General features: G+C 67.2%; 24 protein-coding genes and 1 tRNA gene. 8 read left to right on the top strand and 17 right to left on the bottom strand.

All coding sequences use genetic code 11. The features are described from left to right. The first annotated feature begins 12 nt into the window (after positions 1-12). Complete coding sequence (locus MUG95_RS08090) at positions 13-1,152, top strand: acyl-CoA dehydrogenase family protein (protein ID WP_247005526.1); 1,140 nt, start codon at positions 13-15, stop codon at positions 1,150-1,152. 28 nt (positions 1,153-1,180) lie between these two features. Here MUG95_RS08090 and MUG95_RS08085 read toward each other — a convergent pair whose 3' ends face one another. From MUG95_RS08085 to MUG95_RS08075, 3 genes are read right to left on the bottom strand one after another with little or no spacing between them, the layout of a single operon-like run. Continuing rightward, the gene (locus tag MUG95_RS08085) at positions 1,181-1,756 is read right to left on the bottom strand and encodes an SGNH/GDSL hydrolase family protein (protein ID WP_247005524.1); all 576 of its coding nucleotides are present in this window, start codon (positions 1,754-1,756) and stop codon (positions 1,181-1,183) included. Further along, positions 1,753-2,481, bottom strand: coding sequence for an SDR family oxidoreductase (locus tag MUG95_RS08080; RefSeq protein WP_247005522.1), 729 nt, complete (start codon positions 2,479-2,481; stop codon positions 1,753-1,755). The genes MUG95_RS08085 and MUG95_RS08080 overlap by 4 nt, the downstream gene beginning before the upstream one ends. A gap of 29 nt (positions 2,482-2,510) precedes the next feature. Beyond that, positions 2,511-2,687, bottom strand: a complete 177-nt coding sequence (locus MUG95_RS08075; protein ID WP_247005520.1) for a hypothetical protein — start codon at positions 2,685-2,687, stop codon at positions 2,511-2,513. A gap of 129 nt (positions 2,688-2,816) precedes the next feature. Here MUG95_RS08075 and MUG95_RS08070 point away from each other — a divergent pair, with 129 nt between their 5' ends. Then, positions 2,817-4,415, top strand: a complete 1,599-nt coding sequence (locus MUG95_RS08070) for a spermidine synthase (RefSeq protein WP_247005518.1) — start codon at positions 2,817-2,819, stop codon at positions 4,413-4,415. A gap of 20 nt (positions 4,416-4,435) precedes the next feature. Here the strand turns inward: MUG95_RS08070 and MUG95_RS08065 are convergent, their stop codons facing one another. The 7 genes from MUG95_RS08065 to MUG95_RS08035 all read right to left on the bottom strand — a co-directional run bounded on the left by MUG95_RS08065 (position 4,436) and on the right by MUG95_RS08035 (position 9,167). After that, positions 4,436-4,609 (bottom strand): hypothetical protein, encoded by a 174-nt coding sequence (locus MUG95_RS08065; protein WP_247005515.1) that lies wholly within the window; start codon positions 4,607-4,609, stop codon positions 4,436-4,438. 63 nt (positions 4,610-4,672) lie between these two features. Next, positions 4,673-5,845: an MFS transporter gene (locus tag MUG95_RS08060; protein ID WP_247005513.1), complete on the bottom strand. Its 1,173-nt coding sequence runs from the start codon at positions 5,843-5,845 to the stop codon at positions 4,673-4,675. A 40-nt stretch (positions 5,846-5,885) separates the two neighbouring features. Continuing rightward, positions 5,886-7,103, bottom strand: coding sequence for an outer membrane protein assembly factor BamB family protein (locus MUG95_RS08055; protein ID WP_247005511.1), 1,218 nt, complete (start codon positions 7,101-7,103; stop codon positions 5,886-5,888). A 35-nt stretch (positions 7,104-7,138) separates the two neighbouring features. Further along, on the bottom strand, positions 7,139-7,915 hold the full coding sequence (locus tag MUG95_RS08050) for an enoyl-CoA hydratase/isomerase family protein (RefSeq protein ID WP_247005508.1): 777 nt from the start codon (positions 7,913-7,915) through the stop codon (positions 7,139-7,141). 46 nt (positions 7,916-7,961) lie between these two features. Continuing rightward, positions 7,962-8,276: a 2Fe-2S iron-sulfur cluster-binding protein gene (locus MUG95_RS08045; protein ID WP_247005506.1), complete on the bottom strand. Its 315-nt coding sequence runs from the start codon at positions 8,274-8,276 to the stop codon at positions 7,962-7,964. Positions 8,277-8,315: 39 nt separating this feature from the next. Then, a complete protein-coding gene (locus MUG95_RS08040) occupies positions 8,316-8,717 on the bottom strand; it encodes a pyridoxamine 5'-phosphate oxidase family protein (protein ID WP_247005504.1) in 402 nt (133 codons plus the stop codon). Positions 8,718-8,765: 48 nt separating this feature from the next. Further along, a complete protein-coding gene (locus MUG95_RS08035) occupies positions 8,766-9,167 on the bottom strand; it encodes a CBS domain-containing protein (RefSeq protein WP_247005502.1) in 402 nt (133 codons plus the stop codon). Positions 9,168-9,285: 118 nt separating this feature from the next. Between MUG95_RS08035 and MUG95_RS08030 the strand changes: the two genes are divergently transcribed. After that, positions 9,286-9,432 carry a hypothetical protein gene (locus MUG95_RS08030; RefSeq protein WP_247005501.1) on the top strand — a complete coding sequence of 49 codons (147 nt, stop codon included), beginning with the start codon at positions 9,286-9,288 and terminating at the stop codon, positions 9,430-9,432. Between the two features lie 134 nt (positions 9,433-9,566). Here the strand turns inward: MUG95_RS08030 and MUG95_RS08025 are convergent, their stop codons facing one another. Together MUG95_RS08025 and MUG95_RS08020 are read right to left on the bottom strand one after the other, a co-directional pair. Further along, on the bottom strand, positions 9,567-9,734 hold the full coding sequence (locus MUG95_RS08025; RefSeq protein ID WP_247005499.1) for a hypothetical protein: 168 nt from the start codon (positions 9,732-9,734) through the stop codon (positions 9,567-9,569). 114 nt (positions 9,735-9,848) lie between these two features. Further along, the gene (locus tag MUG95_RS08020; RefSeq protein ID WP_247005497.1) at positions 9,849-10,820 is read right to left on the bottom strand and encodes a quinone oxidoreductase family protein; all 972 of its coding nucleotides are present in this window, start codon (positions 10,818-10,820) and stop codon (positions 9,849-9,851) included. A gap of 93 nt (positions 10,821-10,913) precedes the next feature. On the opposite strand from MUG95_RS08020, the gene MUG95_RS08015 reads away from it, so the two are divergent. After that, positions 10,914-11,945 (top strand): sodium:calcium antiporter, encoded by a 1,032-nt coding sequence (locus MUG95_RS08015; protein ID WP_247005496.1) that lies wholly within the window; start codon positions 10,914-10,916, stop codon positions 11,943-11,945. A 15-nt stretch (positions 11,946-11,960) separates the two neighbouring features. Here MUG95_RS08015 and MUG95_RS08010 read toward each other — a convergent pair whose 3' ends face one another. From MUG95_RS08010 to MUG95_RS07995, 4 genes are all read right to left on the bottom strand, one after another. Next, a complete protein-coding gene (locus MUG95_RS08010; RefSeq protein WP_247005494.1) occupies positions 11,961-13,157 on the bottom strand; it encodes a 3-hydroxyacyl-CoA dehydrogenase in 1,197 nt (398 codons plus the stop codon). 203 nt (positions 13,158-13,360) lie between these two features. Further along, on the bottom strand, positions 13,361-14,023 hold the full coding sequence (locus MUG95_RS08005; protein ID WP_247005492.1) for a hypothetical protein: 663 nt from the start codon (positions 14,021-14,023) through the stop codon (positions 13,361-13,363). Further along, on the bottom strand, positions 14,016-14,621 hold the full coding sequence (locus MUG95_RS08000) for a DUF7504 family protein (RefSeq protein ID WP_247005490.1): 606 nt from the start codon (positions 14,619-14,621) through the stop codon (positions 14,016-14,018). Before MUG95_RS08000 ends, MUG95_RS08005 begins: the two co-directional genes overlap by 8 nt. Continuing rightward, positions 14,618-15,196 (bottom strand): response regulator, encoded by a 579-nt coding sequence (locus MUG95_RS07995; protein ID WP_247005488.1) that lies wholly within the window; start codon positions 15,194-15,196, stop codon positions 14,618-14,620. The genes MUG95_RS08000 and MUG95_RS07995 overlap by 4 nt, the downstream gene beginning before the upstream one ends. Before the next feature lie 218 nt (positions 15,197-15,414). On the opposite strand from MUG95_RS07995, the gene MUG95_RS07990 reads away from it, so the two are divergent. Continuing rightward, positions 15,415-15,663, top strand: a complete 249-nt coding sequence (locus MUG95_RS07990) for a DUF7861 family protein (protein ID WP_247005486.1) — start codon at positions 15,415-15,417, stop codon at positions 15,661-15,663. Positions 15,664-15,722: 59 nt separating this feature from the next. Here MUG95_RS07990 and MUG95_RS07985 read toward each other — a convergent pair. Then, a tRNA-Gln gene (locus MUG95_RS07985) sits at positions 15,723-15,795 on the bottom strand. A gap of 167 nt (positions 15,796-15,962) precedes the next feature. On the opposite strand from MUG95_RS07985, the gene MUG95_RS07980 reads away from it, so the two are divergent. The 3 genes from MUG95_RS07980 to MUG95_RS07970 all read left to right on the top strand — a co-directional run bounded on the left by MUG95_RS07980 (position 15,963) and on the right by MUG95_RS07970 (position 17,713). Next, complete coding sequence (locus MUG95_RS07980; RefSeq protein ID WP_247005484.1) at positions 15,963-16,163, top strand: hypothetical protein; 201 nt, start codon at positions 15,963-15,965, stop codon at positions 16,161-16,163. A 246-nt stretch (positions 16,164-16,409) separates the two neighbouring features. Next, complete coding sequence (locus tag MUG95_RS07975) at positions 16,410-17,204, top strand: enoyl-CoA hydratase/isomerase family protein (protein WP_247005482.1); 795 nt, start codon at positions 16,410-16,412, stop codon at positions 17,202-17,204. Positions 17,205-17,260: 56 nt separating this feature from the next. Continuing rightward, positions 17,261-17,713 (top strand): peroxiredoxin, encoded by a 453-nt coding sequence (locus tag MUG95_RS07970; protein WP_247005481.1) that lies wholly within the window; start codon positions 17,261-17,263, stop codon positions 17,711-17,713. Positions 17,714-17,773 lie beyond the last annotated feature (60 nt).

Here is a 17,773-nt window from a genome sequence, read left to right as displayed (position 1 = left end):
CGAAGGGTGGGTATGTCGTTTCAGCTATCGAGCGAACACCGTGCCATTCAGGACGCCGTTCGGGAGTTCGGCGAGGACGAGATAGAGCCGGTCGCCCGCGAACACGACGAGAACAAGGAGTACCCGGAGGAGATACGGCGCAAAGCGGCCGAGTACGACTTCGTCGCGCCCAACATCCCCGAGGAGTACGGCGGGGCGGGGATGGACCTGTTGTCGTCGGTGCTGGTGACCGAGCAGTTGTGGCGGGCCGACCCGGGTATCGGGAGTGCCGTCGGGAGCGCGGGCTTCGGGACGGACATGATTATCGAGTACGGCGACGAGTGGATGAAAGAGGAGTATCTGCCGGAAATCGCGGCCGGAAACATGGCGTCGTGTTCGATGATCTCCGAGCCCGCACACGGGAGTAACGTCGCGGGCATCGAGACATACGCCGAGAAGGACGGTGACGAGTACGTCATCAACGGCAACAAGATGTGGATAACCAACGGGACAGTCGCCGACGTGGGCGTCTGTATGACCAAGACCTCCCCCGGCGAGGGCCACGGCGGCGTCACCGCGTTCCTCGTCCCGATGGACAGCGAGGGCGTCGAAACCGAGAAAATCGACAACAAACTCGGCATCCGCGCCTCGGACCTCGCGGAGGTCCTCCTGAACGACGTGCGAGTTCCGGAAGACAACGTCATCGGCGAGGTCGACAAGGGGTTCTATCAGCTGATGGACTTCTTCGCGTCGGGCCGGACCAGCGTCGCCGCACAGGCCGTCGGTGCCGCACAGGGCGCGCTGGACGCCGCGCTGGACTACGCCGGCGAGCGTGAACAGTTCGGGCAGAAGATAGGCGAGTTCCAGGCCATCGAACACAAACTCGCCGAGATGGCGACGAACATCGAGGCCGCCCGGTCGCTGACCTACCGCGCGGCGAGTACGGTCGAGGCCGGCCGCGACCAGACCGCCGCGAAGTTCGCCAGCATGGCCAAGCTGTTCGCCTCCGAACACGCCGTCGACGTGGCCGACGAGGCGATTCAGGTCCACGGCGGTGCGGGCTACGTCACCGACCACCCGGTCGAACGCTACTACCGCGACGCCCGCATCACGAAAATCTACGAGGGGACCAGCGAGATTCAGAAGAACATCATCGCCGACCGCCTCCAGTAGTCGGCGCGCCGCCGCGATTCATCTGTCTTCACTCGGCCGTCAGCCACGCCGCAACCGCCCGCGCGATGGCGGCGTGCCCCTCGCCCGCGGGGTGGACGCCGTCGGCAGTCCACTCGCGCCAGCGGTCGGGGTCCCGTGCTATCGGGACGGCGTCGGTCACCGTCTCGGCCAGTACGTCGTCGTAGGAGAGCGACCGCTCCGGTTGGGCGTCCGAGAGCGGGACCGCGCCGGGCCGGTCCAGCGGCACCAGCGGGACGATGCCCACGAAGGCGTGCCGGGTGACTGCCGGGTGGTCGGCCAGCGTCCGGTCGAGCGTCGCCGCTGCCTCGCGGAAGGCCGACTCGGTGACACGCGGTTCGCCACCACTGAGTTGTGCGTCGTTGTGCCCGGCGTGGACGAGGACGACCAGTTCCGTCCCCTCCCGGGCGTGTTCGTCGAGGACGGCGGCGCGGTCGAGGAGGTCGGCGAACGCGGAACCCATCCCCCCGTAGCGGTGGACCGCCCCGTCGAGTCCGGCGTAGTCGGGGAGGCGGGCGGGCCACGCGGGTGCGTCGGTCCCGTGGCCGAAGGGGACGCTGTCCCCGAGGACCACCACCGCAGTCATTCGCCGTCCTCGACGGCTATCGTCCCGGTCGGTCGGGGGAGTTGCCAGTCGATGGACAGCCCCGCGTCGCGGTGTGACGGGGTAGCGACGACTTCGAGCGTGCGATGGGCGGCCGCCCCGGTGTACGGTGCCGCGGCGAGCAGTCGCGCCACGTCGGCCCGGGACACTGTCCCCCACAGTTGCCGTCCCGGCGGGGCGGCGGTCACGTCGTCGGTCCGGCGGCCGTTGGTCAGCACGCCCGGGCGGAGAATGGTGTGGCGGATATCCGCGTCCCGGATGGCCGCCTCCGCCCGGCCCTTGGCGGCCTGTATCGGCCCGATGAACGTGTCGAAGAGGCGACCGAGGACACTCGCTCGGTCGTCGCCGACCCCGAGTGCCGACTCCATGACGAACGCGTCGACCCCGTGGGCGACGGCGGCCTCCAGCAACGCGATGGTCCCGGCACCGTCGACGAACTCCTCGGCCGTCAGGATATCGCGGGGACTGGACCCGACTGCCGAGATGACGACGCTCGCGTCCTCGACGGCCGCGGACAGCCCCGTCCCGTCGAGTAAGTCGCCGACGACCACGTCGTCGGCTCCCAGTCGGCGGAGACGGTCGGCCATCGCCGCCGAACGCGTCAGTGCCCGGACCGTCGGGTCGCGGCCGTCCAGTATCCGAAGGACCTCGCGTCCGGTTCCGCCGCTCGCGCCAGCCACCAGTACGGTCGCGCCGCTGTCGTTCATGGCTGTGGTACGGGCTCCCGCCTCAAGACTCACACGCCCCAGTCGGGACGCTCCTCGTAGCGGACCGAGAGCAGCCCCGAGACGGCCGCGAGGACGACGAACAGGGCGGTCGTTCGCTGCTTCTCGGAGACGACGGCGAGCGCGGACCACGCGCCGGCGAACGCGCCGAACGTGTACGCCCGTGCCCGGTGTGGTTCGAGGGACATGGTCCGACTAACGGGCAGGAACCGCTTGAAAACCTCGGTTAGCCGGCCGACACCACCGCCCGACCCCTGCGGTGCCCCGTCGGAGCGAAGTGAGAGGGCTTTAGACCACGCCCGACGTAGAAGGACTGAATGGGAGCCACGGACACTGGCTGGCAACTCGACAAGCCGGAACTCGCCGTGTTCGTCTCCGGCGTCGCCAGTATGGGACTGGAGATTCTCGCCGGTCGAATGGTCGCGCCCCAGTTCGGGAGCAGCATCTACACGTGGGGGTCGATTATCGGCGTGTTCCTCGCGGCACTGAGCCTCGGCTACTGGCGGGGCGGGAAGCAGGCCGCAGAGCGCGCGACGAACTCGAAACTGGTCGTCCTGCTCTTGGCGACGGCGGCGTACGTCGCCTTGCTCATCGTCGGGGGCGACCTGATGCTCCGGGGTACCTCGGGGTTCCCGCTCCCGCCGCGGTTCGCGTCGCTCCCCGCCATCGTCCTGCTGTTCGGCCCGCCGACCTACCTGCTCGGGTTCATCAGTCCCTACGCCGCCGAACTCATGCCCAAGGACGGGACTGGTGAGGCGTCGGGCCACGTCTACGCCGTCGGCACCATCGGGAGTATCGTCGGCGCGTTCGGCACGACGTTCCTGCTCATCCCGACGCTCTCGGTCGATATCATCGGCCTCGTGTTCGGACTGCTGTTGGTCGGCACGTCGCTGGTCGTGTTGTTCCCGGAGCTGCCGGGCCGCCCGACTGTCGGGGCCGTCGCCGTCGCACTCCTCTTAATCGGGTCGATTGCAGTGCCGTCGGTCGGGTACTCCGTGACCGGCGAAGTCGTCCACGAGACACAGACCCCGTATCAGGAACTGCGCGTCTCCGACCTCGGCGGGACTCGGACGCTGTACCTCGACGGGCAACGCCACAGCGCGATGGATTTGGACCAGCCGACCCGCCACGTCTTCGAGTACACGCGGTACTTCCATCTCCCCTTGCTGATGACTGACGGCGGGTCGTGGGACGACACCAACGAATCACACGCCGGGTCGGTCGACCGCGTGTTGTTCGTCGGTGGCGGCGGGTTCACCGGCCCGCGCCGCTTCCTCGCGGAGTACGAGAACGTGACCGTCGACGTGGTGGAGATAGACCCCGAGGTCATCGACGTGTCCCGGGAGTACTTCGGCGTCGAGGACCACCCGCGACTGAACGTCCACAACGGGGACGGACGGCAGTTCCTCCGGGAGACCAACCACACCTACGACCTCGTGGTGATGGACGCCTACAAGAAGGACAAGGTGCCGTTCCACCTCACGACGGTCGAGTTCATGGAGTTGGCGCGGGACCGCCTCGACGAGGACGGCATCCTGTTCGCTAACGTCATCTCGGCTCCGAGCGGGTCGGCCTCGCAGTTCTACCGCTCGGAGTACCGGACGATGGAGGAGGTGTTCCCGCAGGTGTACAGTTTCCCGACGGCGGGAGCGAACGTGGTCCAGAACATCGAAGTCGTGGCGACGAAAGACGACGAGCGACTCACCCGCGAGGAGTTGCTCGCGCGGAACGACCGCCGGTCCATCGGCATCGACCTCAGTTCGGAGATTCGAACCCTCGACTCCGACGTGGCGACCGGCGACGTGCCGATACTCAGAGACGACGACGCGCCGGTGGACGCGCTCTTGGAGCCGATGGCCGGACAGCAGTACGTCGTCACGCGGGCGACGGTGAACGCCACCGGTGCGGCCGGGTGAGGGCGTGGGACCGCGGTGTGTCACCGGTAGCCGGCAGTCACCTGATAGACGAGCGTCGTGGCGAGGATGGCACCGACCAGCCCCATCGCGACGCCCATCGGTTCGCTGACCAGTCGGTAGAGGAGGACGGCGGCGGCGATGTCGACGGCGGCGAGCGGCACGGCGTGTCGCGGCGGGCGGGCAGTCGCGTCCATACACGGTCAGTCGAGTGCCCCCCGCAAAACCCCTCGTAAGAGTCAAACGGCGGTTGTAGTCTCTCAGTAGCCCAGGTGCAACAGGAGGTTGGCGGCGATGGCGAGGACGCCGACGCCCATGATGACCGCGAGGAGCGCGAAGGCGGCCATCCACCCGAACAGGTCAGCCGTCGACCCGGTGACGACGCTCCCGAGCGCGCCGAGCGTCATGTAGACGGTCCTGACCAGTCCGAACCCGGCCCCGCGCTCGGCGTCGGAGAGGACGTCGATGAACCGCGACTGGAGGGGCGCGCCCCAACTCATCGCCACGCCGATGCAGACGACGGACGGGACGGCGGTCGCGAGTCCCTCACCGACCACGAGCGTCCCGAAGCCGACGACGCCGAGGCCCATCGCCCCCGCGACCACGATGTCCCGGGAGTAGTAGTCCGAGAGTTGCCCCATCACGGGTTGGGTCGCGCCGTGGACGACGAAGTACGCCGAGAACAGCAGGCCCGCCGTCGTGGTGGAGAACCCCCGTCCCTGTTCGAGGAAGGCAGGCAGGAACGAAGCGACGGCCTGCCACGTGAACGCCCCCAGCACCGCGAGCACGACGGTGTAGCCGATTTCGGGCCGGGAGAGCAACTCGACGATGGGGCCGACGGTGAGGCGGTCGGCCATCGGCTGGTCGGGACGCTGCGGTTCGCTCGTGCGGATGCCGAGGGCGAAGACGACGAACGTGGGGAGTGCCACGGCCGCACCCAGCGCGAGTGCGGGCCGCCAGCCGAACTGTGCGGCCACGGCCGCCGCGGCGATGGGCGTGACCAGTCCGGCGAAGGGGCCGCCCGCGACGTGGACGCCGATGGCGCGGCCGACGGCGTCGAACTGGCGCGTGATGAACGTCACGGCGACGCTGTAGTGCAGCCCCGTGGCGGCCCCGAGGAGGACGGCTCCGACCAGAAACAGGAGGTAGGTCGTCGAGAGCGTCAACACGAGGCTGAACACCGTCGTCCCTGCCAGCGCGGCGAGGATGACTTTCCGTTCGCCGAAGCGGTCGCCCAAGACCCCGCTCGGGAACTGCGTGAGCGCGTATGCGGCCCACATCCCCGTGAGCGCGAGGCCGATAGCACCGTTGCTCGTCTGGAAAGTGTCCACGATGTCGGGGACGACCGGACTGATGACGAGGCGAGCCACCATCGTCGCGGCGAACGCGAGGGTACAGAGGAGGAGGACAGTGTACCGGTAGCCCCAGTTCACGGGCGGGCTTGCCAACCGGCGGGCAAGACAGTTGCGATGCTCAGGCCGGGACCAGCCGGTAGCAGTTGCCCGGTCGGTCCTCGGTGGCGCGTTCGGCGTAGTAGAGCGCGTCCTCGCGGACCAGCACTGCACTCGTGGCGTGGCCGTGCCCGTTCGCCAGCCACCGTGCCCGACCGGTGTCGGCGTCGACGGCGTACATCGTGCCGTCCCACGACCCCGCGAGGACGGTATCCGGCGTCGCCGTGAGCGACCCGATGACGTACCCGTCCGTGTCGAACTGCCACCGCTCCTCGCCGTTCGTGCCGTCGAGGGCATATATTCGGCTGTCGTGGCTCCCGACGTAGACGGTGCCGTCGGGGGCGATAGCCGGCCCGGTCATCACGTCCGACCCGGGTTCGAAGGTCCACACCTCGCGCCCGTCGTCGAGGGCCACCGCGTACACCGTGTCGTCCCACGACCCGAAGACGGCGAGGCCGTCGGTGAGGGCGACCGGTCCCTTGATTTCGCCGTCCGTCTCGAACGTCCACGCCCGTTCCATCTCGGGGAAGGTCCATCCGTAGCAGACGCCGTCGTTGGCCCCGACGACGAGACGGCCCGCCTCGCGGTCGATGCCGATGGTCGAGTGGGGGTGGTTGGTCGGACGGCCGTCGTACCACGCCACGTCGCCGGTCCGGGCGTCGACGGCCGCGACGCTCCCGCTGGGGTCGTAGTACTCGACGGCGATGTAGCAGTACCCGTTGTAGTAGACGGGGCTGGACCCGATGGCGTCGCCTAGTTCTGCGCGCCACTGCCGTCGGCCGGTTTCGAGGTCGAAGGCGTACAGCGCGCCGTCGTAGGCACCCACGTAGGCACTCCCGTTGGCGACGGCGGGCGTGCCGTGGATGCCGCGGGTCGTCGGGTCGACCGAACTCCTCCAGACCACCTCGCCGTCGGGCGTCACGCGCCGGAGGTCACCGGTGTCGGCCGCGACGAGAACGTCGCCGTCGGGCGTGGCGACGGGCGTGGACTTAGCGGCGGTGTGGTCGCCGCGGTTGACCGGAAGCGACCAGTCCACCGTCACCGCGTCGGGAACGGTCGCCTCGACGTACCCGTGGTTGCGGAGGCCGCCCTGAAACTGTGCGAATGCCTCGGTGTCGAGTGCGGTGTCCGCGAGCGGTTCGAACTCGTGTGCGGCCCGCGGCGGGCGGGCGGCACACCCCGCGAGGGCCGTCGTGAGACCGGCACCGGCGAGTCGGAGTGCCTGTCGGCGCGAGGGCATCGGTCACCCGTCCGACCGGCACCGACTAAAATCCCTCAGTAGTCGCGGTCGTACTCGGGGTCCCGGTTCTCGTTGAACGCGGCGACGGCCTCGTGGTGTTCGGGGTCGGTGACACACTCCCACTGGTAGGCGATGGCGCGCTCGCAGTAGTCCTCGAAGCCGCGCTCGGAGTCCACGAGGTCGTTCGTCCGCCGCACGGCCGTCGCGGGGAGGGCGAGCAGTTCCTCGGCGAGGTCCGTCGCGGCCGCCAGCGGGTTCTCGGCCTCCTCGACGGCGAGTCCCAACTCGACGGCGTCCGCGGGGTCGATGTCGCGGCCCGTGAGCAGGTACTTCTTCGCCGCCGACTCGCCGATGAGCCGCGGGAGCAACCACGCGCCGCCGTCGCCGGGGACGAGGCCGACGCGGACGAACCCCTCGCGGAACAGTCCCTCCGGGCCGACCACGCGCATGTCACAGGCCAGCGCGAAGTCACAGCCGGCACCGATGGCCGGACCGGGCACCGCCGCGATGCTGGGCTTGCTCGTCTCCCGCAACTGGCGCACGACGTTCTGGACGGTCCAGAGATACCCCGCGTACTCCTCTTTGGGCTGGTCGCCCCAGTCGGGCATCTCGGTCACGTCGGCCCCGGCACAGAACGCGCCGTCCGCGCCGGTCAGGACGATGACGTACACCGAGTCGTCCTCGCGGGCGTCGCGGAGTGCCTCGTTCAGTTCCAACAGCGTCTCGCCCCGGAAGGCGTTGAGCACGTCCGGGCGGTCGATGGTGATAGTGGCGATACCGTCTGCGACCTCGTACTGAACGTCCTCGTACATCTGGGGCGTACAGACCGGGCGCGACTACTTGAGTGTGTGGCCCCGGTCAGTCGGTGTCAGTTCCCCAGAAACCACCGTGTTTGGTCACGGTGAGGTCGTCCGTCACGCGGACCCGGCAGGCCAGTCGGAGGGCACTGTCGGGCGAGTGCGGTGGGACCGAGAGGCGGAGGCGTTCGCGGGTCGTCACCACACCCGCGTCGCCCTCGATTTCGACTGCACAGGTGCCGCAACTCCCGAGGCCGTGGCAGGACAGCGCGCGGGGGCCGTTGTGGACTGGCGCGTCGGCTCCGAGTAACACGTCGCGCAGGACCGCCCCGTGGTCGCACTCGATTTCCTCGCCCGCGAACTCGACGGTTGGCATCGACGACTCGTAGGGGGGCCACGCTATTGTACGTCCGGGTCAGAACGTCCGGAGCGAAGCCGACCCGATGCGCACGTCGACGAGACTGCCCTCCGGGTCGCCGTCCTCCGTCCGGTACGCCGCGGCTTCGGGGTCACCCGTGTACGTCTCGAAGATGCGACGCGCCACGGCCTCGGTTCGGTCCTCGTCCGCGACGACGGTAGCCGTGCCCCGGAGCGTGACCAGCCAGTGTTCCCCGTCGGTGTGTTCGATAGCGGCGGCGACGCGCGGGTTCGCGCGGACGTTGTCGAGTTTCTGCCCGCCGGTCAGGATGTGCAGGTGGCCGTCGGCGTAGTCGTACCAGACCGGCGCGACGTGCGGGCGGTCGTTGACCGAGGTTGCGAGGTTGGCCGGGAGCGCGACTCCGGCGATGCGGTCGGCGACGGCGTCGGGAACACTCATGCCGGTCGTTCGGCCGCGGGAACTATCAGCGTGTGGTCGCTCGTGCAGTCAGTCGCCCGTGGCCTGCGGCGGGTCGGCGAACCACTCGGTGAGGTCCGTCGTCGTCAGGATACCGGCCACCTGTCCGTCGTCCATGACGGGGAGGTGGTTGATGTCGTTCTCGCGCATCCGGGCGGCGACACCGGACACCGGGTCGTCCGCGTCGACGGTGACCACGTCCGTCGTCGCGTACTCGCCGACCGGCGTCTCGCTCGGTCGCCGGTCGTCGGCGGCCATCGCCACGAAGTCAGTCGAGGTGACGATGCCCGTGGGCGAACAGTCCTCGTCGATGGCGACGACGGATTTGATGCCTTGCTCGCGCATCGCGTGCCCGACATCTGCCGCGTTGTCGTCCATCCCAATCGTCAGCATCGGCGACGTCATGAGGTCGCCCACCCGTGTCTCGTCCATACACCTCATCGTGGCCCGTGTTACATAACAGCACGGCCACCGGCACTATCGGCCGGGGTCGGTGACCACCGAGGATTTATCCGAATCCAGTCCTGCGGTCCCAGTGAGGTGTGAGAACATGTGCCATTCACACGGGTTCGACACCGACTGGACGCGTGACCACGACGAGGAAGAGGCGGAGAGCGACGACGAGTTGCCGTCGTTCGCCACGGAGGAGGCGGGAGACGACGTCGAAGTGCTGACCGACGGCGGCGACGAGGCGTAGCCGTCTCCGCGACTGGTCCGTGTAGTCATCTCGATTTTTCAGCCGTACAGGACCGACAGCACCGCCGCTCGAATGCGGGTATCGGGCGGCGCGTCCGCTCTGCGGACGGGAAATCGGGAGAAACCGCCGCCGACCTACGAGAGGTCGGGGACGAGGGGGGCGTCGGCTTCCGTGAGTACCAGTTTCGGGGCTATCGACGTACTGTGGGCGCGTCCACCGTCAGTCTGGACGCGGCGCGTGGGCATCTCCGGAACCATCGGGTCAAGTCGTCCGTCGTCGTCTGTCTGCAGCCGTTCTGTCATGGTACTCACGGACTGTCTCTGTCCGTACACACCGCTCAGGCTCGCACCCACATAAATTTCATGGACTTTCATTATGATAGTGTCTGCCTAGCACGGTCGGGGCGGTCCCGGCCGCTACGGGACGACGACGATTTTCCCGACGATACTCTCCTCCATCACCGCACGGTGGGCGTCCGCGGCCTCTTCGAGGGAGTACGTCCGGTCGACGGTCACGTCGAGGCGGCCGTCGGCGAGCAGGCGGCCCAGTCGGGCGAGAATCGGTCCGATGTTCGGCGTGTCGGGCCGGGCCGCGAGGTTCGACATGCTCATCATGTGGAGGGCGAGTTCCTTCGAGCGCGCCGCCCCCGCGTCCGAGAGGGCCGCCTCCGTCCCGGCGATGACGACGACGTGGCCGCCGTAGGCCGAAACCTCGGCGTCGAACTCGTAGTAGTCGCCGGGTCGGTGGTCGAGGACCGCGTCCGCGCCGCCCGTCGCCTCGCGGGCGGCCGCGAGCAAGTCGTCGCGGGTGTAGTCCAGCACCGTCTCGGCCCCGAACGTCCGAACCACGTCGTGGTGTTCGGGCCGTGCCGTGGCGACGGGCGTCGCGCCGAGTGCGTCGGCCAGTCCGACCGCGACGTGACCGACGCCGCCGTTGCCGCCGTGGACGAACGCCGTACTCCCCGGTTCGAGGCCGGCGTGGTCGACGAAGGCCCGCCACGCGGTGACGCCGGCCAGTGCGACGGCCGCCCCCGCCTCGAAGGAGACGCCGTCGGGTAGTGTCGCCAGCAGGTCCGTCGGGACGGCGGCGGAGTCGGCGAACGACCCACCGGAGAAACGGTCGACGTGCAGCCCGGTCGCGAACACCCGGTCGCCCTCGGCGAAGGCGTCCACGTCCTCGCCCACGGCGTCGACGACGCCCGCGAGGTCCGACCCGGTGGTCTTGGGCATCGTCGGAACGCCCCACTCGTGGTACTTCGCGTCGACGGGATTGACGCTCGCCGCGCGGACGTCGACGAGTACGTCGCCGGGGCCGGGGTCCGGGCGCGGTATCTCTTCGAGTGTCAACTCGTCCGGTCCGCCTGCGTCGTGGTATCGAACAGCGCGCATCTACGGGAACACTGGCGCGAGGGAGGTATAGGTTCCGCCGGTCGGTTCGGGAGGGGAACACATTTCGGCTCTCGCCGGGTTGCACCCGGTACGATGGTACTCGGTGGTGTCGTGCCGGACACGCCGCTGGCGAACGTCGCCGTCATCGTCGTCGCGACGGCGTTCGTCTGGGTCGGGAGCGGATGGCTCGAATCGGCCGCAGAGAACCTCTCTCGACACTACGGTCTCCCGGCCGTCGTGCAGGGGTCTCTCGTCGTCGCCGTCGGGTCGAGTTTCCCCGAGTTGGCGAGCGTCGTCTTCACCGCCCTCGCGGGCGTGTTCGACATGGGCGTGGGTGCTATCGTCGGGTCGGCCATCTTCAACGTCCTCGTCATCCCCGCGCTGGCGGGTATCATGACCGACGACGCCGTCGAGGCGAACCGCACGCTGGTCTACAAGGAAGCCCAGTTCTACATGATAGCCGTCTCCGCGCTCCTCATCACATTCGCGCTCGCGGTCATCTACTTCCCCACCGAGGGGGAGAGCCTGCGCGGGACGATAACGCGCCCGCTCGCCCTCATCCCGGTCCTGCTCTACGGGCTGTACGTCTTCATCCAGTGGCAGGATGTGAGCGACTACGAGAGCGACGACGTGGGCACTGTCGACGTGCGGCGTGAGTGGCTGAAACTCCTCGGCGGCCTCGCCGTCATCCTCGTCGCCGTCGAGCAACTCGTCGGGGCCGTCGAAAGTCTGACCGGGACGTTCGGCATCCCCGTGTTCCTCGCGGGTGCCGTCGTCGTCGCGGCGGCGACCAGCCTCCCCGACACGCTCATCAGCGTCCGCGCGGCCCGGACCGGTAAGAGTGTGACGAGTCTGGGCAACGTCCTCGGCTCGAACACGTTCGACTTGCTGGTCGCCGTCCCCGTCGGCGTCCTCATCGCCGGGAGCGTGGCCGTCGACTTCGCCGTCGCCGCCCCGATGATGGGCGTGTTGACGGTGGCGACCATCCTCCTCTTTACCGTCCTGCGCACCGACCTCTCGATGAGTTCCGCCGAGTCCTACGTGTTGCTCGCCGCCTACGCCGTCTTCGTGGCGTGGGTCGGTGCCGAAGCGGCCGGCCTCACGAGCGTGTTACGCGGGGGCTAGACGGCAGGTTCCCGCTCAGTAGAACGTCTCGCCCGTCGTGGCCTTCTCGACGAGGAGGTCACACGGGAGGTTCTCCGCGAGTTTGTTCGTGTCGTTCTGCCTGCTGGCCACGTCGGTCAGCGTCTGTAGCACCGCATCCGCGCCCACTTCGTCGGCCTTCTCCAGCGGTCCCATCGGCCAGTTGCCGCCGAGACGCGCGCCGGTGTCGACATCTTCGACGGTCGCCACGTCGTTTTGCACCATCTTGGCCGCCTCGTTGACGATGGGTGCCCACACCTCCAGCGTGTCGACGCCCTGTCCGGCGTCGACCGGAATCTGTGGCTCGTCGCGTTCGTCGTACTCGTAGTACCCGGCGTCGGCCTTCCGGCCGTAGCGACCCTTCTCGTAGAGTTGGTGGAGCAGGGGGCAGACCTCGGTGTCGTAGGCCATCGGCCGGTCGTCTTCGAGGTGGTCCCCTTCGCCCTCGACGCGAATCTGGATGCCGCCGGTGTAGTCGGCCAACTCGAACGGCCCCATCGGGAACCCTTCCTTGTACTTCATCGCCGAGTCCAGTTCCGTGATGGAGTACTCGCCGCGGTAGACCATCCACGCCGGAGCTTCGCCGTAGGGTCGCATCAGCCGGTTGACGATGAACGAAGGGATGTCGATTTTGCACCGGATGGGCGTCTTCCCGAACGACTCGATGAGGGCCTCGCCGGTGTCGCCGACACTCTCGGGCGCGTGTTCGGTCATGATGACCTCCACCAGTTCCATCAGCATCGGCGGGTTGAACCAGTGGGTGCCGATGACCTGTGCGGGGCGGTCGGTCGACTCGGCCAGTTGCGTGATGTTCAGCCCGGAGGTGTTGGTGGCGAGAATTGCCTCCTCGGGGGCCGTCTCGTCGAGGTCCGCGAAAATATCCTCCTTGACGGCCTGCTGTTCGACGGCCGCCTCCGTCACGAAGTCGGCGTCCCCGACGGCGGCGTCGAAGTCGGTGGTGAAGGTGAGGCGGTCGCGGGCGGCCTCGACTTCCTCCCGTGTCGCCGCACCGTTCTCGACGGTCTTGTCGTAGGACCACTCGACCTGCTCTCTGGCGTCGGCGAGTTGGTCCTCGTCGATGTCGTTGACCGCCGTCTCGTAGCCCGCGAGCGCGGCGACGGCACCGATGCCGCGTCCCATCTCACCCGCGCCGATGACTGCCACCGTGTCGATGTCGTCGATATCCACGACCATACAACACCCTCACGTGGCCCGCTCATAGAAGTTGTGCGAGTTGTTCTCACAGACTAATGTTCGTCCGTCGGGACTGTTCGTGTGGCCCGGGTGTTGGCGGCTCGAAACAGCGGCCGTCGTGCTGACGCGTCCGTTCCGGGGACACGGAGAGTGTACGGAACACCGCCGGCGCGCTACCTCCGTCTCGTCCGTTTTACAATACTCTACAACACCGCCGCGAACACGAGCGCGTAGAAAAAGACCATGGCAGTACCGACGAGCAACAGCCAGAACGGGCCAGTGATGAACGACAGCGTTCGGACGAGAAGCCCGATGCCGACTAGAACCAGCGCGAGGAAAACGCTCAGGCAAGCCGTCAGCGGTCGGATAATCCGGGTCGAGGAGTCGGCTGTACGCTCGTCGTCTGTGTACTCACCAGTAACGAATCTGATACCTTTGAGCCCGAGGTCGTTTCTCAACGCCATCCGCTCGATAGTCCGTCGGTAGTCGGACGTTTCCGCCGAGGGTTCCAACCAGTACACCGCGACGAAACGATACAGCCCGGACAGCAGCGACAGTGTGTTGTTCATTTGGTCGACTGTCGACCGACGGACCTCACCGACGATTTTGATTCCGATTTCGCCGTTTACGCTCAGGTCCGCCGCGTTCGACCCGCTGTGACGCTCCACGATGTCTCGGTCGAGTATCGAGTCGGTTTCGTCGTTCAGTTCCTGTTCGAGGAACTGCTGGAGTTGGTTCGGGGTACTCTGGTTGTCGCTGCCCGTTGTCTCCCAGCGTTCCAGTAGGTCGACGACCGCTTCGAAAGTCTCTGTCGGCGTGTCGTTAGGAGTGGGTCGCTCCGTGCTTGTCGAGGGCTGCTCATCCATCTTCCCCCACCTCAACCAGCGAGCGAACCGTAGGCTCGTCTGCCTCGTCGAGCGTGACCCGGTAGTCGAGAGCGCGGCCGAGTATTCGGAGGTTCCGGGTTTCGGTTGGGTTGTTCCACGTGTAGAAAGCCAAGTGGCCGTCACGGCGCACTCGTTGTGCGAGCACGTACAGCAACTTGTACGTCTTCTGGACTGTCGAGCGTTCTACGAGCGTCGGGACAGAGTGGACACAGATGCCTGCTGTCGTCCCGTCGGGCAACTGGTCGAGCGCGCCGATGGTAGCCTCACCTACTGAAGCGGTCTCCGGTTCGACGTTCCTGACCGACGTCTCGGCAGGAATCTCGCTGGCCAGCAACGGCTCCGAGTCGGCAGTACAATCGAGGACCGTAGTCGGTGACTCGTCGTCTGCGTCCGTCGCGAGTTGGACGAGTTGCTTAGGGGCGATATCTAAACTGACGAGCAGGCGTCGGTCGAACTTCTGGAGGTGGGACAGTGAGAACTGGAGCGTGCCTCGGTCGGTCCCGTCGACGGCGAGTACGTTCGTCCCGGGTGTGAACGGAACCGTTCCGTTCTCCGCGGATGACGGATGGTCCTTCACTGTTCACCGTCCGTGGAACGGAGCAACGCGCCGACATCCTCCGCGCTTAGTTCGTCCGCCACCGACAGTTCGTCGTCGATAGCGTCGAGCTCTTCTTGAAGACGCGTGTACTCCTCGCTCGCAGCCAGTTCCCGCCCGCTCAGGTTCTCCTCCAGCAGGCTGATTTTCGAGGCGATTCGGTAGTGCCGTCGCATCGCCTCGTCGTGTTCCGCACGGCGAAGCAAGGTTTCGGTGAGTGACAGCAGTTCTTCCTTGTCGACCGGTTTGACGACGTATTCGTCGAACCCCATCGACACCACGTCGACCGATGGTTTGACTGCAGTCACCATCGCCACCCCGGGGTCGGACGAACTCGACCGGATGTGTTCGAGAACTTCGTCGCCGGTCGTATCCGGCATCCGCCGGTCGAGCAGGACAACGTCGACGCTCTCGTCGAACAACTGGATGGCGGCCTTACCGCTGTAGGCGACCAACACCTCGTGAGCTTCCGAGAGCCACTTCGCGTAGAAGTCGGCGAGTTTGCGTTCGTCCTCGACGACGAGGACAGTCGACGATGGTTGTGTGTCACCCGTCATGATCGGGGCCTCCGAGAGGGCGTACCGCAACCGGGAGCGTGGATACCGAGTACTCGGTCAGAGACATGTTATTAGTTAACACGTGTCGATTATATACCTGCTGACGGTATCGAGCGGTGAGTTCAGCCAGCCGACGGCCCCGAGCGTCCAACAGAGGCGACCCCACAGCAGGACGGTCCCGTCGCGCTGAAACGGCTGGCTCCCCTCCCTCCGGGTGAATGGTACACGACCGGATTCACGCCCGCGAGCCGACACACGACCCGGAGAAGTGGCGCGTCGGCACGATAGCAGACCTGACAGCGCGCGACGGTCACTGCGTCGTCACCGTCTCGACGCCCGACGGCGAGTCAGTCGAGTTGGTCGTGACGGTCGCCGTCCGCGAGTTGTTCGTCGGTCGACTCGACATCGAACCGGACGAGTCGCCGGTCGGCGAACGCGTCTGGTTTCGGAAGAAAGGCGGGCAGTGAACCAGAGCGGACCGATACCGGGACCCGGCGTCGTGACTGGCCGGTCAGCGTCCGAGAAGTAGTCCATCCTGGATTCGAACCAGGGTCGAAGCCCCCAGAAGGCTTCAGGATTGGCCACTACCCCAATGGACTGCTGTCGTCGCCGGTGGCCCGCACCGTCCGGCTATCTCTGGGTTAGCCACTGTGAGTAATATGTGTTGCGGAGTCAGTTCCCGCCCGACTCGGGCGGGGCATGTCACCGAACGGTCGCCACGACGGGGTTCCGGGCGTTCTATAATCGTGTCCGTCCTACCGTCGGTATGGGCGATACCCTTCGGCAGGTCGCACTCGGCGCGTACGTCCTGTGGCTCGTCGCCGTGGTGTTGGTCTTGGCCGGCCGCTACTCGGGGTTCCCGACGCTCCCCGGGACGCTCACGGGCGTCGTTCTCGGGACTGTGGTCTTCGTCGGTATCGGCGCGGCGCGACTCCTGCGGACGGGGTACCGGCGGTTCGTCGACTGAAGACGCGGAGCCGCCGCCACGCAGCGAGCAGTCAGTCGGTAGCGAACGTGTCGGCCGCCGCGACGGCGTCGGCCACCGTCTCCGCGAGCGTCGCCGGCGTCGGCAGGGCCACGTCGGTGGTCGGGTCGGGCATACCGCCAGTTGTGAGCCGCGAGGGCGTAGTCGCTTCGGCTGTCCGGGCCGACGGGCGGCTACCGCTGTCCCGCCGGGATAGCTATATATGCCACCGGGGTGAGAGTGACTCCCGTGACAAAGTACAGCACAATCGAATACGAGCGGACGGACGCGACGGCCCACGTCCGTCTCGACCGGCCGGACGCGATGAACGCGCTGAACGCCGAGATACTCGGGGAGTTCGAGGACGCCATCGCGCGCGCCGAGGCCGACGACGACGTGCGAGTCGTCGTCGTCGCGGGCCACGGCCCAGCCTTCTCCTCGGGCTACGACATCAGCGGTGCGGGCGAGAAGGGGTCCGTCGACGACCGCATCCTGAACCAGCGGAGCCACCTCGAAGCCGTCTTCTCGGCGCGCAAGCCGGTCATCGCGGCCGTGGACGGGGCGGCACTCGCGGGCGGTTGTAACCTCGCCATCGCCTGTGACCTGACCTTCGCCACCGAGCGGTCGGAGTTCGGCTACCCGGACATGCACTTCGGGGAACCGCCGCCGAAGTTCGTCCTGCCGTTCGTCGCCAACTCCCTGAAACACGCCCGGGAGTTGCTCTACAGCGGCAAGTCCGTCGACGCCGAGGAGGCACGGCGGATGGGGCTGGTCAACCACGTCGTCCCCGACGGCGAACTGGGCGCGGCCGTCGACGAGGAGATAGCCCGCATCCGGAAGACGCCGAGTGCCGGCGTCGCCGTCGTGAAGGACATGCTGAACGACGTGCAGGAGACGCAGGGGTACCGGCGGTACGGCCGCGTCGACGAGTTCATGGGCACGCTCACGATGGAGTCGGAGACGGCGACCGAGTTCCGCGAACGCCGCGACGAGGACGGCTTGCAGGCCGCAATCGAGTGGATGCACGAGACGGACAAGCCGTAACGTGCCGCCACTCGGGCGACCCAAACAGGTATGCGGCAGGCGCGAGAACCGGTGGTATGCTCGAAGTCGGCGATACGGCACCCGAGGTCAGCGCGCAGAACCAGCACGGCGAGACGGTCACGCTCGCATTCGACGACCCGACGGTGGTGTACTTCTATCCGAAGGACTTCACCGGCGGGTGTACCATCGAGGCGAACGATTTCGAGGACGCCCTGCCGGAGTACCGGGACGCCGGTATCGACGTGTACGGCGTCTCGATGGACGACGTAGAGAGCCACGCGGACTTCGCCGATGAGGAGGGTGTCTCCTTCGACCTGTTGGCCGACCCGGACGGCGAGGTGTCCGAGGCATTCGGTCTGGACACGGACGAGGGGTACACCGACCGCCGGACGTTCGTGCTCGCGGGCGGGGAAGTCGCGGCCGTCTACGACCCGGAACTCGCGGACCCGGCGGGCCACGCCCGTGAGGTCCTCGAAGACACCCGCGACGAGCACGTCGCCGGCGAGTAGAGACACAAACGGCTCTTTTCCCGTTCAGAAGGTTTACCCCGATAGCCTCGGCAGAACGAG

The sequence above is a fragment of the Halorientalis litorea genome, from assembly GCF_023028225.1.
Lineage (GTDB): Archaea > Halobacteriota > Halobacteria > Halobacteriales > Haloarculaceae > Halorientalis > Halorientalis litorea.
This window is presented reverse-complemented; position numbering and strand designations above follow the sequence as displayed.

Coding starts and splice junctions, on each gene's coding strand:
- MUG95_RS07970 (WP_247005481.1), top strand. CDS start 17,261: ATGCTCGAAGTCGGCGATACGGCACCCGAGGTCAGCGCGCAGAACCAG.
- MUG95_RS08015 (WP_247005496.1), top strand. CDS start 10,914: ATGGTACTCGGTGGTGTCGTGCCGGACACGCCGCTGGCGAACGTCGCC.
- MUG95_RS08045 (WP_247005506.1), bottom strand. CDS start 8,276: ATGCCAACCGTCGAGTTCGCGGGCGAGGAAATCGAGTGCGACCACGGG.
- MUG95_RS08080 (WP_247005522.1), bottom strand. CDS start 2,481: ATGAACGACAGCGGCGCGACCGTACTGGTGGCTGGCGCGAGCGGCGGA.
- MUG95_RS08070 (WP_247005518.1), top strand. CDS start 2,817: ATGGGAGCCACGGACACTGGCTGGCAACTCGACAAGCCGGAACTCGCC.
- MUG95_RS08020 (WP_247005497.1), bottom strand. CDS start 10,820: ATGCGCGCTGTTCGATACCACGACGCAGGCGGACCGGACGAGTTGACA.
- MUG95_RS08040 (WP_247005504.1), bottom strand. CDS start 8,717: ATGAGTGTTCCCGACGCCGTCGCCGACCGCATCGCCGGAGTCGCGCTC.
- MUG95_RS07990 (WP_247005486.1), top strand. CDS start 15,415: ATGGTACACGACCGGATTCACGCCCGCGAGCCGACACACGACCCGGAG.
- MUG95_RS08075 (WP_247005520.1), bottom strand. CDS start 2,687: ATGTCCCTCGAACCACACCGGGCACGGGCGTACACGTTCGGCGCGTTC.
- MUG95_RS07995 (WP_247005488.1), bottom strand. CDS start 15,196: ATGACGGGTGACACACAACCATCGTCGACTGTCCTCGTCGTCGAGGAC.
- MUG95_RS08025 (WP_247005499.1), bottom strand. CDS start 9,734: ATGACAGAACGGCTGCAGACAGACGACGACGGACGACTTGACCCGATG.
- MUG95_RS08050 (WP_247005508.1), bottom strand. CDS start 7,915: ATGTACGAGGACGTTCAGTACGAGGTCGCAGACGGTATCGCCACTATC.
- MUG95_RS08005 (WP_247005492.1), bottom strand. CDS start 14,023: ATGGATGAGCAGCCCTCGACAAGCACGGAGCGACCCACTCCTAACGAC.
- MUG95_RS08090 (WP_247005526.1), top strand. CDS start 13: ATGTCGTTTCAGCTATCGAGCGAACACCGTGCCATTCAGGACGCCGTT.
- MUG95_RS08010 (WP_247005494.1), bottom strand. CDS start 13,157: ATGGTCGTGGATATCGACGACATCGACACGGTGGCAGTCATCGGCGCG.
- MUG95_RS08065 (WP_247005515.1), bottom strand. CDS start 4,609: ATGGACGCGACTGCCCGCCCGCCGCGACACGCCGTGCCGCTCGCCGCC.
- MUG95_RS08030 (WP_247005501.1), top strand. CDS start 9,286: ATGTGCCATTCACACGGGTTCGACACCGACTGGACGCGTGACCACGAC.
- MUG95_RS08055 (WP_247005511.1), bottom strand. CDS start 7,103: ATGCCCTCGCGCCGACAGGCACTCCGACTCGCCGGTGCCGGTCTCACG.
- MUG95_RS07980 (WP_247005484.1), top strand. CDS start 15,963: ATGGGCGATACCCTTCGGCAGGTCGCACTCGGCGCGTACGTCCTGTGG.
- MUG95_RS08035 (WP_247005502.1), bottom strand. CDS start 9,167: ATGGACGAGACACGGGTGGGCGACCTCATGACGTCGCCGATGCTGACG.
- MUG95_RS08085 (WP_247005524.1), bottom strand. CDS start 1,756: ATGACTGCGGTGGTGGTCCTCGGGGACAGCGTCCCCTTCGGCCACGGG.